Genomic DNA, 14,053 nt, shown 5'->3' on the forward strand with positions numbered 1-14,053 from the left:
TTAGAAATAAGAATATACGTTCTGTTTTATGGTAAAATAAAGAAGACTTAACCGCCCACTGCAGCAGCTAAGTCCCTTTGAGAGCATCTTGCATCGTGACAAATGATTCAAAGCGGTTTTGCCAGGATTATTTCTTCAATCGCTGACTCAATCTCTTTGTCAGAAGCGTCATAACTTCCCTTTGACTTTGGCTTGTCATGAGCGGAAGTTTGATTCACTTCTTCTTTAGCATGTCCTTTTTCAGCAAAATTCATGCCAGGCATTTTAAATGCGCCCATATTCATGTATTTTCCAAATTTCCACGCTTCAACAATAGGGCAGAAGCGAACAATTCCCTCTGCAACTTTCATTGCACCAATCCATAGAAAAATGTTAGACCAAGTGCACCACGGCTTGCGTACAAGTTTAGTTGCACTACATCCGAAGAGGACAAGCCCAAGTGTAATTCGAATTAGAGCGTTTATTGTCCCGATGTTTTGCTTCATTAGAAAAACACTCCTTTTTATGAAAATTGAAATAGTAAATACTACTTCTCTTATTAGTATCCCGTGTGATTTTTGGGATATGTAATCCAACATTTGACGTTGAAAAAGATGTTGGAATCGGCGTGTGTGTCAGTAGCTTTTTTTGTTATAATGAAAGAATGCATAAAAAGAAGGTGAAATTAAATCCTTTTTTTTGAAAAATATTTAATAGCTATTTTAAAAAATCAAGATAAAAACTAACTGTTATTTTAAACAGAACTATAGATATAACTAGAGAAAAGGAAGGGTGTTTTCATGTACGATATTTCCGGATGGAAACATGTATTTAAGCTTGATCCAAATAAGGAGTTAAGCGATGAATATTTAGAAATGATTTGTGAGTCTGGAACGGATGCTGTTATTGTAGGCGGAAGTGATGGAGTTACAATTGATAACGTATTACACATGCTAGTTAGCATTCGTAGATATGCAGTTCCTTGTGTATTAGAGGTTTCTGATGTAGAAGCAATTACACCAGGATTTGATTTTTATTACATCCCAAGTGTTTTAAATAGCCGAAAAGTAGAATGGGTAACAGGTGTTCATCATGAGGCATTGAAAGAATTTGGGGATATTATGGACTGGGACGAAATTTTTATGGAAGGGTATTGTGTTTTAAATCCCGAAGCGAAAGTAGCCCAGCTTACAGATGCGAAATGTGATTTAACAGAAGATGACGTTATTGCATATGCGCGTTTAGCAGACAAGTTATTACATTTACCGATATTTTATTTAGAATATAGCGGTACGTATGGAGATGTTGAACTTGTTAAAAATGTAAAAGCAGAATTGAAACAAGCCAAGTTATATTATGGCGGTGGTATTTCTAATGCAGAACAGGCGAAAGAAATGGCGCAATATGCTGATACAGTAGTTGTTGGAAATATTATTTATGATGATATAAAATCGGCGTTAAAAACAGTTAAAGCAGTAAAAGGAGAGTAGGTGCAGGCGTATATGAGTATGACAGATAAGTTATTAAACGGTTTAAATCCACAGCAACAAAAAGCAGTACAAACAACGAATGGACCACTGCTACTAATGGCAGGTGCAGGTAGTGGTAAGACACGCGTGTTAACACACCGTATTGCGTATTTGCTTGGTGAAAAAGGTGTAGCACCATGGAATGTACTAGCTATTACCTTCACAAATAAAGCAGCTCGTGAAATGCGCGAGCGTATTGATAAACTTGTGGGACCAGAAGCAGAAGATATTTGGATTTCGACGTTCCACTCTATGTGTGTACGTATTTTACGACGCGATATCGATCGTATTGGTATTAATCGTAACTTTACAATCTTAGATTCAGGTGATCAGCTAACTGTAGTCAAAAAAATTATGAAAGAGCGCAATATTGATCCGAAGAAATTTGAGCCGCGCTCTATTTTAGCGGGTATTAGTAATGCAAAAAATGAATTGTTATCTGCGGATAAATATGCAAAAAAAATTACAATGGCTGATCCATATGAAAAATTAACGAGCGATGTATACACAGAGTATCAAAAACGTCTTTTGAAAAATAATTCATTAGACTTTGATGATTTAATTATGACGACGATTCAGCTATTTGAACGTGTTCCAGAAGTATTAGAGTTTTATCAGCGTAAGTTCCAATATATTCATGTTGATGAGTATCAAGATACGAACAAAGCGCAATATCTTCTTGTTAAACATTTGGCAGCACGTTTTAAAAATCTTTGCGTTGTAGGTGACTCTGACCAGTCTATTTATCGCTGGCGTGGTGCAGATATTTCTAACATTTTGTCATTTGAAAAAGACTATGAGAATGCACAGGTAATTTTGTTAGAACAAAACTATCGTTCGTCACAAAATATTTTAAATGCAGCGAATGCTGTTATTGAAAAAAATACGAATCGTAAACCGAAGAAATTATGGACAGACAATCAAGTTGGAAGTAAAATCTCGTATTATCGTGCCGCAACTGAAAAGGACGAAGCATATTTTGTTGCGAAAAAAATTCGTGACGATCTTCAAATGGGGAAACGAAAATACACTGATTTTGCAGTGCTATATCGTACGAATGCTCAGTCTCGTATGGTCGAGGAGATTTTCCTTAAATCTAACATTCCTTACAAAATTGTCGGGGGAACTAAGTTCTACGACCGTAAAGAGATTAAAGATATTTTGGCGTACTTACGTTTAATCGGTAATCCAGATGATGAAATTAGTTTTGCACGTATTATTAACATGCCAAAGCGTGGTATTGGTGCGACTTCTATCGATAAAATTATTAATTATGGTGTGCAAAACGGAATTTCATTAACTGCTGTATTTGATGAGATTGAGCATGTTGGAGTAAGTGCAAAAATTACAAAGGCAGTAAAAGAATTCGCAAGTTTATTACACAACTGGGTAAATATGCAAGAGTATTTATCTGTTACAGAATTAGTAGAAGAAGTTATTGAAAAAACAGGCTATCGCGATATGTTGAAAAATGAGCGTTCTTTAGAAGCGGAAGGTCGTTTAGAAAACTTAGACGAATTCTTATCTGTTACGCAAACATTTGAATCTCAAAGTGAAGATAAGAGCCTTGTTGCATTCTTAACAGATTTAGCACTTGTTGCTGATATTGATCGTGTAGATGAAGACCCAACTGCTGGTGAAGAAGTTATTTTAATGACGATGCACTCAGCAAAAGGATTAGAGTTCCCGGTTGTCTTTATTGTTGGTTTAGAGGAAGGGATATTCCCTCATACTCGTTCTCTTATGGAAGAGGATGAAATGCAAGAAGAACGTCGTCTTGCTTATGTAGGTATTACTCGTGCAGAAGAAGAGTTATATTTATCTAATGCGCAAATGCGTACTTTATTTGGTAGAACAAGTATGAATGCTGCGTCTCGCTTCATTACAGAAATCCCGGCAGAACTAGTGGAATCATTAAATGAAACAGCGCCGAAGCGTGAAAATTCGTTTGGTGCAAAAGGCAGAACAGCAAGTAGCAGTAAAATGACAACGACAACCACAACACGCTCTCGTTCAGCTTTCGCGCGTCCAGCAGCTAAGACGACAGGCGGTGAGCAAATTGGCTGGGCAGTAGGCGATAAAGCTTCTCACCAAAAATGGGGAATCGGTACAGTTGTAAGTGTAAAAGGTGAAGGTGATGCAAAAGAATTAGATATTGCGTTCCCAAGCCCGATTGGTGTTAAACGTTTGTTAGCAAAATTTGCACCTGTGACGAAACAATAGAAAGGAATGAGGATATGTCAAAAGAGATAGCAAAAAAACGTATAGAAGAACTGCGTGATTTGTTAAATACATTTAATTATCAATATCACGTATTAGACAATCCTTCTGTTTCTGATGCGGAATATGACCGTGATATGCAGGAGCTTATAAAATTAGAAGCAGAGAACCCAGAGTTTATGAGTGAAGATTCTCCCTCCGTTCGCGTTGGGGGAACTATTCTTGATATATTTGAAAAAGTAACACATAAGTCACCAATGTTAAGTTTAGGGAATGCATTTAACGAAGGGGATTTGCGTGATTTCGACAGAAGAGTACGTCAAGGAATTGATGGTGCGAATGTAAGATATATATGTGAATTAAAAATTGACGGGCTTGCCGTTTCGCTTCATTATGAAAAAGGACGCTTCATTCAAGGGGCGACACGTGGTGATGGTGTAACGGGTGAAGATATTACTCAAAATTTAAAAACGATTAAAGCTATCCCACTTCGTTTAAATGAAGAAGTAACGTTAGAAGCACGAGGCGAAGCTTATATGCCGAAGCGTTCATTCGTTAAACTAAATGAAGAAAAAGAGCAAAATGGAGAAGATGTATTTGCGAATCCGCGTAATGCAGCAGCAGGTTCAATACGTCAACTTGATCCGAAAATTGCAGCGAAGCGTAACTTATCTATGTTTGTGTACGGTCTTGCGAATGTAGAAGAAAAAACAATTCCATCGCACAGTGAATCGCTTGATTTCTTAGGTGAACTCGGATTTAAGACAAATCCAAATCGCCGTACATGTGAAACAATCGAAGAGGTTATAGCTTATGTAGAAGAATGGCAAGAAAAACGTCCGCATCTTGATTATGAGATTGATGGAATCGTTATAAAAGTAGATGATGTTGCTCTTCAAGAAAGTCTAGGAACTACAGCGAAGAGTCCACGATGGGCGATTGCTTATAAATTCCCAGCTGAAGAAGTTGTAACGAGACTAACAGGCATTGAATTAAGTGTTGGCCGAACAGGGGTTGTAACGCCGACTGCAGAGCTAGAGCCAGTGAGAGTTGCTGGTACGATTGTTCGCCGTGCTTCTTTACATAACGAAGATTTGATTCGTGAAAAAGACATTCGAATTGGTGACTACGTTGTTGTGAAGAAGGCTGGAGATATTATTCCTGAAGTTGTGAACGTTATTTTTGATAAGCGTACTGGTGAAGAAGAAGAATACCGTATGCCAACGCATTGTCCAGCATGTGAGAGTGAACTTGTTCGTTTAGAAGAAGAAGTAGCACTTCGATGTATAAATCCGACTTGTCCGGCTCAAATTCGAGAGGGATTAATCCATTTCGTTTCAAGAAATGCGATGAATATTGATGGACTTGGAGAACGTGTCATTACACAACTCTTTGATGCAGATTATATTCGTACATTTGCTGATTTATATGCATTGACGAAAGAGCAATTATTACAGTTAGAACGTTTTGGTGAAAAATCAGCAACAAACTTAATACAAGCAATTGAAAATTCTAAAGAAAACTCGTTAGAGCGATTATTATTTGGTCTTGGAATTCGCCACGTTGGAGCGAAAGCAGCACGTACATTTGCAGAGCACTTTGAAACGATGGATGAGCTTGTAAAAGCAACAGAAGAAGAACTAAAAGCAATTAATGAAATTGGCGAAAAAATGGCTCAATCTGTTGTGACATATTTTGATAATGAAGATGTATTAGAATTATTACAGCAGTTTAAAGAGTATGGCGTGAATATGACATACAAAGGTATAAAAATTGCAGATTTACAAAATGTTGAATCTTACTTCGCAGGAAAAACGGTTGTTTTAACAGGTAAGCTAGAAGTTATGGGACGAAGTGAAGCGAAGAAGAAGATTGAGGCATTAGGTGGAAAAGTAACAGGAAGTGTTAGTAAGAGTACGGATTTGGTTGTTGCAGGTGAAGCAGCTGGTTCGAAATTAGCACAAGCGGAGAAACATAATGTTGAGGTTTGGAATGAAGAGAGGTTCTTACAAGAGCTAAATAAGTAAGAGGTGCAAACTTACCATGAAAAAAATAGCATTAGCGATATTAAGCCTGGGCCTACTTGTAAGTGGGTGTAGTGCAGGTGCCGACAAAGATGAAAAAGTGGCTGAGAAATCGGGGAAAGCAAAAGAACAATCAGTTGTTCCAAAATACGCTATTTCGGATGAATATTATAAGACGACTATTCCATTTGATGGTGGAAATGCACGTGGTTTAGTGGTGCAAGGGCTAAATAGTCGTCTTGATATAGATGAATTTGAAACAGGATTAATGCGAATTGCAAAAGAATCATTTAATACGAAAGATAATTTTTTAAAAGGCGGAAGTGCTCTAGATACTCAAGTGATACAGATGCTTGTTAAAAGAAAACGTACAGATGCTGAACAAAAGGAACTAGAGGACAAATTAAAAAAAGATGCAGTTAAATTTCCTAATATAGGATTAAACCCTGCATTAGGAACGGGATCCGAATCACTAGAAGTGAAAAATAAAAAAAATCCAATATATATTTCAAATATTTTAGAGCATGATTATTATGTGAAAAAAGGCGATAACAGCGAGGAACGTGTTGGTATGGTAGTTGGATTAGCAATGAATTCTGTTCAATATTTTAACGAAGAGCATGGTTATCCACGTGAAGCTGCCATCCCGGATGAAAAGATGTTAGCTGAAGGGAAAAAAATGGCGCAAGAAATTTTGAAAGTCATACATCAAAAACAACCTGATACAAAAAATATTCCGATAACATTTGCGATTTATCGCCAAGCTCCAAAGTCTTCGCTCGTACCAGGTAACTTTGTTTCTTATGCAAATGTAGAAAAAGGTAGTGAAACGGTTGAAGATTGGAAACAAATTAATGAGAAATACTATTTGTTCCCATCAGAGCAAGCGAAAACAGATAATAAACGTGAAGATCTTGCAAGAGTATCCAACTTTAAGGCAAAACTAAGCGATTATTTCCAAGGCGACTATACAGCTGTTATTGGTACTGGTATGTATAGAGATGATGAATTAAGAGAAATGAAGCTTGATATTCCTGTCCAGTTTAATGGAAAAGCTGAAATAATTGGTTTTACACAATATGTGGCAGGGCTTGTTATGGAATACTTCCCGAATTATATGAAAGTACAAGTAACGATTAAATCTGTAGAACGCCCAGAAGCTATTATTATACGTGAAGCAAAACAAGATGAACCACTTGTGAAAATTTTAGATTAAATATGAAGGCTGTTCCTCTATGGAACAGCTTTTTTTCTTATGTAATTTTGTTATAATTTAAAATGTTGTAAATAATAGGGGTAAGGGGTAAAGTTCATGGAAGAATTAAGTTTTCAAGTCATTATTTTATTAATTGCATTCGGTTTTTTAGCAGCTTTCATTGATTCCGTTGTTGGAGGAGGAGGGTTAATTTCGCTTCCTGCGCTTATGTTTGTTGGCTTATCGCCGGCTTCAGCAATTGCAACGAATAAATTAGCGGCAACAATGGGGACGTTTACGAGTGCGATGTATTTCATTCGATCAGGAAAAGTTGATTTTAAAATTGTAGGAAAGTTAATCCCGTTAACTATTGTTGGAGCTGTTGCAGGTGCTTTAGTAGTAAAATTTATTCCATCGGATATTTTACGCCCATTAGTACTTGTAATGTTGGTATTTATTGCTATTTATATTATTGCAAAAAAGAATTGGGGAAGTGTGTCTACCTATAAGAAGATGACGCAAAGAAAAACATTAATATTTTTCTTTGTTATTTTAATGATAGGATTTTATGATGGATTTTTTGGACCAGGGACAGGGTCATTTTTAATTTTTGCATTTTTATTAATTGGTTTGGATTTTATTCAAGCGGCAGCATCTGGAAAACTTTTGAACTTTGTTAGTAATATTGTATCTTTAATTACTTTTTTATTTTTAGACATAATTCATTTTGAATACGGTATTATCATGGGATTATCAATGATCTTAGGTGCTTATTTGGGATCGAAGTTTGCGGTTCAAAAAGGCGTTGGATATGTAAGGACTTTATTTTTATTGGTTACTATATTATTGATCGGGAAAAATGTTTTGGAATATACTCATATTTTGTAGATTCATACGCATGTATGAATCTCTTTTTTTTATTATATTTTAAAAATTTATTAATTTTTAAAATATAAGTCTAGGAATATTTGAATAAATCTAAATTATCGTGTAGAATAATGTTGTAAAATGTAAACGTTTTTCTAAGGGGAGGCTAAAAAAAATGGTAGTAGCATACAAACATGAGCCATTTACAGATTTTTCAGTGGAGGCTAACAAATTAGCGTTTGAAGAAGGTTTAAAGAAAGTAGAATCTTATCTTGGACAAGACTATCCATTAATTATTGGGGGAGAAAAAATCACTACAGAAGACAAAATTGTTTCTGTAAACCCTGCAAATAAAGAGGAACTTGTTGGTCGTGTTTCAAAAGCAAGCCGTGAGTTAGCTGAAAAAGCAATGCAAGTAGCGGATGAAACATTCCAAACTTGGAGAAAATCAAAGCCAGAAATGCGTGCAGACATTTTATTCCGTGCTGCAGCAATCGTTCGTCGCAGAAAACATGAATTCTCTGCTATTCTTGTAAAAGAAGCAGGTAAGCCATGGAATGAGGCAGATGCTGATACAGCAGAAGCAATCGACTTTATGGAATATTATGGTCGTCAAATGTTAAAATTAAAAGACGGTATTCCAGTAGAAAGCCGTCCAATTGAATATAATCGTTTCTCTTACATTCCATTAGGAGTAGGTGTTATCATTTCTCCTTGGAACTTCCCATTCGCAATTATGGCAGGTATGACAACAGCTGCTTTAGTTTCTGGTAACACAGTATTACTAAAACCAGCTAGTACAACTCCTGTAGTAGCAGCGAAATTTATGGAAGTATTAGAAGAAGCTGGCTTACCAGCTGGCGTAGTAAACTTCGTTCCAGGTAATGGTTCTGAAGTTGGTGACTACTTAGTAGATCATCCTCGTACACGTTTCGTAAGCTTCACGGGATCTCGTGATGTAGGTATCCGTATCTATGAGCGTGCAGCGAAAGTAAACCCAGGCCAAATTTGGTTAAAACGCGTTATCGCTGAAATGGGCGGTAAAGATACAATCGTTGTTGATAAAGAAGCAGATCTTGAATTAGCAGCTAAGTCTATCGTTGCATCAGCATTCGGATTCTCAGGACAAAAATGTTCTGCATGTTCTCGTGCAGTAATCCACGAAGATGTATACGATCACGTATTAAATCGTGCTGTTGAATTAACAAAAGAATTAACAGTTGCTAACCCAGCAGTATTAGGTACAAACATGGGTCCTGTTAATGACCAAGCTGCATTCGATAAAGTAATGAGCTATGTTGCAATTGGTAAAGAAGAAGGTAGAATCTTAGCAGGTGGCGAAGGAGACGATTCTAAAGGCTGGTTCATCCAACCAACAATCGTTGCTGATGTTGCAGAAGATGCTCGCTTAATGAAAGAAGAAATCTTCGGACCAGTAGTAGCATTCTGTAAAGCAAAAGACTTCGATCATGCACTTGCAATTGCAAACAATACGGAATACGGTTTAACAGGTGCTGTTATTACTAACAACCGTGACCATATTGAAAAAGCACGTGAAGACTTCCACGTTGGTAACTTATACTTCAACCGTGGATGTACTGGTGCAATCGTAGGTTACCAACCATTCGGTGGCTTTAACATGTCTGGTACAGACTCTAAAGCTGGTGGACCTGATTACTTAGCACTTCACATGCAAGCAAAAACTACTTCTGAAACTTTATAAGAAATAGTAGAGGAGCTCTTCACAAAATGTGAAGAGCTCCTTTTAAAATTGAAACCCCATATATTACCGTCGTTCGAAGAGAATGAGCTAAAACCTATTAATAGCGGGATAAACATGTAAACAGAAATAAAATAATGAGAAAAGTTGACGTATTAGTCATATTTTTTAGTATTCATTTTGAGAATTTCCTGTATAATACAATTTGAAAGAAAATCTATGGTTCGACAAGGAACACTCCTTTCGGTTTTGCTCACTGAAAGGAGTGTTTTTTTATGTAGCTAAAAATTCTTTCGTGCTTATTACATTTGCATATACGCCATTTAAACTAGCTAAAATTGTATTGTGAATATAAACAGCTGGTATAGTAGCGTTCTTAAAAGAAAGGTCTTTTGTAGCACAAGCATCGTGTATAACGGTACATTGAAAACCAAAATCAAATGCAGCCCTTACTGTAGCATCAATACACATATGAGTCATCATCCCGCATACGACGACATGTTCAATGTCTAAACGCTGTAATTGCTCTAGAAGATTAGTTTCTCGGAAGCTATTTGGATAATGTTTGACTATAACTGTTTCTTCTCTAAGTGGACGTACGCTTTCGTGAATATGTACACCTTCTGTATTAGGTAGGAAAAAAGTAGCGTTATCTTTTATAGCTACGTGTTGGATATGAAAAATAGATTCGCTGTTTGTTCTAAAGTGTTGTAATAACTGATTAGCATATTCGCTTGCTTCTACTGGATTACGCAATTCCATCTTTCCATTTGGAAAATAATCGTTTTGAATATCGACGAGTAAAAGAGCTGTTTTCATATATTTATCTGCCTCCGAGTTTCATATTCAAATAAATTTATTCAATTCGTAGAGAGGATTCTCCTGTTTAAAAATATGAGGAAGAAGAATTTTAAATAACCTTGAAAGTTACTATTTTCTCATGAATTTTCATCTGAAAATTTTAATAAAGGAATAATTAATATTTTTCTAAAAAATGTATTGACTCTTATTATTCTGAGTTCTATAATGAGAATTAATTAAATGACAATTAAATCGATACATTCTTATCCAGAGAGGTGGAGGGACTGGCCCTACGATACCTCAGCAACGGGTTTTTTAATACCGTGCTAACTCCAGCAAGCCATATAAAGGCTTGGAAGATGAGAAGTTGTGAACGAGTACATATAAGTGCTCTCCTTCTTATCTTTATGGTTGATAAGAAGGAGAGCACTTTTTATTTTACCTCGAAAGCTCTACTTCAAGTTTTTACAGCATATAGGAGGGGAAAAAATGATTTCTTTTAACAATGTAAGTAAAGTGTATGAATCAGCTGGGCAATCTGTTCATGCGGTGGAGGATGTAACATTATCAGTTGAGAAAGGCGAAATTTTTGGCATTATCGGTTTTAGTGGCGCTGGAAAGAGTACATTATTACGCTTAGTAAATATGTTAGAGAGACCAACGTCAGGAACGATTGCAATAGATGATAAAGATATTACATCATTATCGACGAAAGAATTACGCAAACTAAGACAAAGAATCGGAATGATTTTTCAAAGCTTTAATTTATTTAATTCAAGAACAGTATTTGGGAATATTGCTTATCCATTAAAGTTAGCGAAATTGCCAAAGAACGAGATAAAGGAACGAGTGAATGAACTGCTGAAGTTTGTAGGGTTAGAAGATAAAGCAAACTATTATCCAGAACAGCTATCAGGGGGACAAAAGCAACGTGTTGGTATTGCTAGAGCACTTGCGACATCGCCAGATATTCTTATATGTGATGAGGCAACATCAGCCTTAGATCCAGAAACGACGACAGAAATTCTAAACTTATTAAAGAAAGTAAATCGAGAATACAATTTAACAATCCTTCTTATTACACATGAAATGCATGTTGTGAAAGAAATTTGTCACCGTGTAGCTGTAATGGAGAAGGGAAAAGTTATTGAAGAAGGAAAACTGTTCGATGTTTTCACGCAACCCAAAACAAAGACGACTCAAAACTTTGTACGTTCTGTTATTAATGATCATTTACCAGAAAGTGTTCTAGCGAAAATTCAAAATGGTGGTCAAATTTATCGTCTAACATTTACTGGTGAGGAGACAGGACAGCCGGTACTATCATATATCGCAAAAAACTATAACGTCGATGTAAATGTACTGTACGGAAATATTATTGAACTTCAAAATGTGCTATTTGGAAATCTGCTTGTAGAATTGCAAGGTGAGCAGAGGGAAATTCAAAAAGCATTACAACATCTAAGACTGCAAGTGCAGCTGAAGGAGGTAGAAGCTCATGCGAGTTGATTGGAGTATATTTTGGCCGCGCATACTAGATGCGACGGGGGATACCCTCTTAATGGTAATTGTAACCCTTATATTCGCTACAATTCTGGGTATACCTCTAGGTTTACTTTTATATGTAACGAGAAAAGGAAACTTTTTAGAAAATAAATGGGTCTTTTCTATTCTTAACATCATAATTAATACAATTCGTCCGGTACCATTCATTATCTTTTTAGTAGCTTTAAGTCCACTAACGAGAAGCGTTATTGGAACGACGATTGGAACAGCAGCAGCAATTTTCCCGATGACGTTAGTCGCATCAATTGGTATTGCTAGAATGGTTGAAACAAATCTTGTTTCCGTTCCGAAAGGAGTAATTGAGGCAGCACAAGCAATGGGCGCCTCGCCAATTAGAATCGTTTTTGAAATCCTTGTACCAGAAGCGTTAGCACCATTAATCTTAGGTGTCACATTTATGACAGTTGGTTTAATTGAATTTTCTGCAGTTGCTGGGCTTGTCGGTGGTGGCGGTCTTGGTGACTTGGCAATGACATATGGTTATCAACGTTTTGATACATCAGTTATGTTTGTAACGGTTGTTTTACTTATTATTCTCGTACAGATAGCTCAAAATTTAGGAAACTACTTTGCGAAAGTCTTGTTACGTAGATCATAAAAAGGAAGAGAGGAAAAGAAAATGAAGAAAATTTTAGCATTTGCATTATCAGCGATTGTAGGAGTCTCAGTATTAAGTGGCTGCTCAAGTGGAGACACGGGTGCAGGAGCGAAAGAAAAAGTAGTTCGCGTCGGTGTAACTGGAACGGATGGAGACGCTTGGGAAATTTTGAAGAAAAAAGCTGAAAAAGAAGGGATCAAGATTAAACTGGTGGAGTTCTCTGATTATACAACTCCAAATAAAGCTTTAGCTGATGGAGATATTGAATTAAACTCATTTCAGCATATTGCTTTCTTAGAGCAATTTAAAAAAGAGCATAAGTTAGATATTACAGCTGTTGGTACAACACAAATTGCGCCAATGGGTTTATACTCTGAAAAATATAAGAAGGCAAATGAAATTCCAGATGGTTCAGAAATTGCAATTCCAAACGATCCAACGAACCAAGCACGTGCATTAAAACTTCTTGATGCAGCTGGAGTATTAAAGCTTAAAAAAGATTTTGGCTTATTTGGAGATCCAAGCGGCATTGCTGAAAATCCGAAGAAATTAAAAATTACACCGGTTATCGCACAGCAAACACCTCGTGTGTTAAAAGATGTAGCGGCATCAGTTATTAATAACGGTGTTGCTGGTCAAGCTGGATTAGATCCAGCGAAGGATCCTATTTTCTTAGAAGATCCAAAGAATGAAAATGCGAAGCCTTATATTAATATTTTCGCAGCTCGTACGAAAGATAAAGATGATCCAACACTGAAAAAAGTAATTGAATTGTATCATTCAAAAGAAGTAACAGATGCAATTAAGAAAGAAACGAATGATGGTTCAATTTCAGTTGATCTTTCACTTGAGGAGCTTGAAAAAATCGTAAAATAATGATTGGGTTTAATGGACTAACAGAAGGAACCCCTCCGCTGTTAGTTCGTTCAACATATAATCTACTTAACAAACGAACCCTAATTCTGTACCTTCCAATTTTGTATAACGTAGAATCCAATGTTTGTTAAGTAGAGTAATGGACCAGGAGTTTTCCTGGTCTTTTTTTATGAATGAAAGTAGCTAGCGAACAGTAAGGTAATCCAAATTATAATGGGATAAGAAAATAAGCTGAAAAGGAGTGTAATTACGAATTGCTTTTGATGAATTAAGTGTTTTTTTGATAAAACAAAGAAAATAGAAAAGAGAGTAATGAAAAATGCTGATATTACGCCGGGGTTATAGGAGCGATAAATGAAAAACAAAATAATATGTTGAACAGAGTTAAAGAAGATGGCCCCTTGTATAAAAATAATCCAGCATATAGAAGACAAGAAGTTAAGTTGATATAGAAAGACGATAAGTAATACAAAGATTGTTAATACGGAAATGGCAATGAAAAATTGTTGGCTAGCTAGTTATAAGGCGGATTGAAAATTGATTAGCAAGGTATTGTGGCATTTGGAAAGCTTCTTCAAGGTTATGAATGAAAAATAATAAGGGAATGATCCAGAGTATAGTAGTGGAATGCTTTTTCATCAACTTACATCACTCCAATAAAGTATAGAAAGCCTAAAA

11 protein-coding genes, 1 pseudogene and 1 riboswitch are annotated in these 14,053 nt (G+C 36.2%); of the genes and pseudogenes, 9 read left to right on the forward strand and 3 right to left on the reverse strand.

The features are described 5' to 3' along the window. Window positions 1-107: 107 nt before the first annotated feature. Window positions 108-485, reverse strand: a complete 378-nt coding sequence (locus CQ064_RS16840) for a YgaP family membrane protein (protein ID WP_000812340.1) — start codon at window positions 483-485, stop codon at window positions 108-110. A 294-nt stretch (window positions 486-779) separates the two neighbouring features. On the opposite strand from CQ064_RS16840, the gene pcrB reads away from it, so the two are divergent. From pcrB to pruA, 6 genes are all read left to right on the forward strand, one after another. Then, window positions 780-1,469 (forward strand): heptaprenylglyceryl phosphate synthase, encoded by a 690-nt coding sequence (gene pcrB, locus CQ064_RS16845; protein WP_000272109.1) that lies wholly within the window; start codon window positions 780-782, stop codon window positions 1,467-1,469. A gap of 12 nt (window positions 1,470-1,481) precedes the next feature. Then, window positions 1,482-3,731 (forward strand): DNA helicase PcrA, encoded by a 2,250-nt coding sequence (gene pcrA / locus CQ064_RS16850; protein ID WP_002094226.1) that lies wholly within the window; start codon window positions 1,482-1,484, stop codon window positions 3,729-3,731. A 14-nt stretch (window positions 3,732-3,745) separates the two neighbouring features. Beyond that, complete coding sequence (ligA, locus tag CQ064_RS16855; protein WP_000031419.1) at window positions 3,746-5,755, forward strand: NAD-dependent DNA ligase LigA; 2,010 nt, start codon at window positions 3,746-3,748, stop codon at window positions 5,753-5,755. Window positions 5,756-5,771: 16 nt separating this feature from the next. Continuing rightward, the gene (locus CQ064_RS16860; RefSeq protein WP_000717010.1) at window positions 5,772-6,968 is read left to right on the forward strand and encodes a CamS family sex pheromone protein; all 1,197 of its coding nucleotides are present in this window, start codon (window positions 5,772-5,774) and stop codon (window positions 6,966-6,968) included. Window positions 6,969-7,064: 96 nt separating this feature from the next. After that, a complete protein-coding gene (locus CQ064_RS16865) occupies window positions 7,065-7,835 on the forward strand; it encodes a TSUP family transporter (RefSeq protein ID WP_000391979.1) in 771 nt (256 codons plus the stop codon). 154 nt (window positions 7,836-7,989) lie between these two features. After that, window positions 7,990-9,537 carry an L-glutamate gamma-semialdehyde dehydrogenase gene (gene pruA, locus CQ064_RS16870; RefSeq protein ID WP_000259555.1) on the forward strand — a complete coding sequence of 516 codons (1,548 nt, stop codon included), beginning with the start codon at window positions 7,990-7,992 and terminating at the stop codon, window positions 9,535-9,537. A gap of 270 nt (window positions 9,538-9,807) precedes the next feature. Here pruA and CQ064_RS16875 read toward each other — a convergent pair whose 3' ends face one another. Further along, window positions 9,808-10,353: a cysteine hydrolase family protein gene (locus tag CQ064_RS16875; RefSeq protein ID WP_000844913.1), complete on the reverse strand. Its 546-nt coding sequence runs from the start codon at window positions 10,351-10,353 to the stop codon at window positions 9,808-9,810. Window positions 10,354-10,595: 242 nt separating this feature from the next. After that, window positions 10,596-10,701, forward strand: a riboswitch (SAM riboswitch). A gap of 123 nt (window positions 10,702-10,824) precedes the next feature. On the opposite strand from CQ064_RS16875, the gene CQ064_RS16885 reads away from it, so the two are divergent. The 3 genes from CQ064_RS16885 to CQ064_RS16895 are packed head-to-tail and all read left to right on the forward strand — an operon-like array spanning window position 10,825 to window position 13,375. Continuing rightward, entirely contained in the window at window positions 10,825-11,844 is a 1,020-nt protein-coding gene (locus tag CQ064_RS16885; protein WP_000622973.1) for a methionine ABC transporter ATP-binding protein, read from the forward strand. After that, on the forward strand, window positions 11,834-12,499 hold the full coding sequence (locus CQ064_RS16890) for a methionine ABC transporter permease (RefSeq protein WP_001261865.1): 666 nt from the start codon (window positions 11,834-11,836) through the stop codon (window positions 12,497-12,499). The genes CQ064_RS16885 and CQ064_RS16890 overlap by 11 nt, the downstream gene beginning before the upstream one ends. 21 nt (window positions 12,500-12,520) lie before the next feature. Beyond that, window positions 12,521-13,375, forward strand: a complete 855-nt coding sequence (locus CQ064_RS16895; RefSeq protein ID WP_000721610.1) for a MetQ/NlpA family ABC transporter substrate-binding protein — start codon at window positions 12,521-12,523, stop codon at window positions 13,373-13,375. A gap of 167 nt (window positions 13,376-13,542) precedes the next feature. Here CQ064_RS16895 and CQ064_RS16900 read toward each other — a convergent pair. Next, a pseudogene (locus tag CQ064_RS16900) lies at window positions 13,543-14,014 on the reverse strand (HXXEE domain-containing protein). Between the last annotated feature and the right edge of the window lie 39 nt (window positions 14,015-14,053).

The sequence above is a fragment of the Bacillus sp. MYb78 genome, from assembly GCF_002975115.1.
In the GTDB taxonomy this organism is placed as follows: domain Bacteria; phylum Bacillota; class Bacilli; order Bacillales; family Bacillaceae_G; genus Bacillus_A; species Bacillus_A cereus.

What these genes read in the sequence shown, in the direction of transcription:
- ligA (WP_000031419.1), top strand. Translation starts at nt 3,746, where the DNA reads ATGTCAAAAGAGATAGCAAAAAAACGTATAGAAGAACTGCGTGATTTG.
- CQ064_RS16860 (WP_000717010.1), top strand. Translation starts at nt 5,772, where the DNA reads ATGAAAAAAATAGCATTAGCGATATTAAGCCTGGGCCTACTTGTAAGT.
- CQ064_RS16890 (WP_001261865.1), top strand. Translation starts at nt 11,834, where the DNA reads ATGCGAGTTGATTGGAGTATATTTTGGCCGCGCATACTAGATGCGACG.
- CQ064_RS16840 (WP_000812340.1), bottom strand. Translation starts at nt 485, where the DNA reads ATGAAGCAAAACATCGGGACAATAAACGCTCTAATTCGAATTACACTT.
- pcrB (WP_000272109.1), top strand. Translation starts at nt 780, where the DNA reads ATGTACGATATTTCCGGATGGAAACATGTATTTAAGCTTGATCCAAAT.
- pcrA (WP_002094226.1), top strand. Translation starts at nt 1,482, where the DNA reads ATGAGTATGACAGATAAGTTATTAAACGGTTTAAATCCACAGCAACAA.
- CQ064_RS16895 (WP_000721610.1), top strand. Translation starts at nt 12,521, where the DNA reads ATGAAGAAAATTTTAGCATTTGCATTATCAGCGATTGTAGGAGTCTCA.
- CQ064_RS16865 (WP_000391979.1), top strand. Translation starts at nt 7,065, where the DNA reads ATGGAAGAATTAAGTTTTCAAGTCATTATTTTATTAATTGCATTCGGT.
- CQ064_RS16875 (WP_000844913.1), bottom strand. Translation starts at nt 10,353, where the DNA reads ATGAAAACAGCTCTTTTACTCGTCGATATTCAAAACGATTATTTTCCA.
- CQ064_RS16885 (WP_000622973.1), top strand. Translation starts at nt 10,825, where the DNA reads ATGATTTCTTTTAACAATGTAAGTAAAGTGTATGAATCAGCTGGGCAA.
- pruA (WP_000259555.1), top strand. Translation starts at nt 7,990, where the DNA reads ATGGTAGTAGCATACAAACATGAGCCATTTACAGATTTTTCAGTGGAG.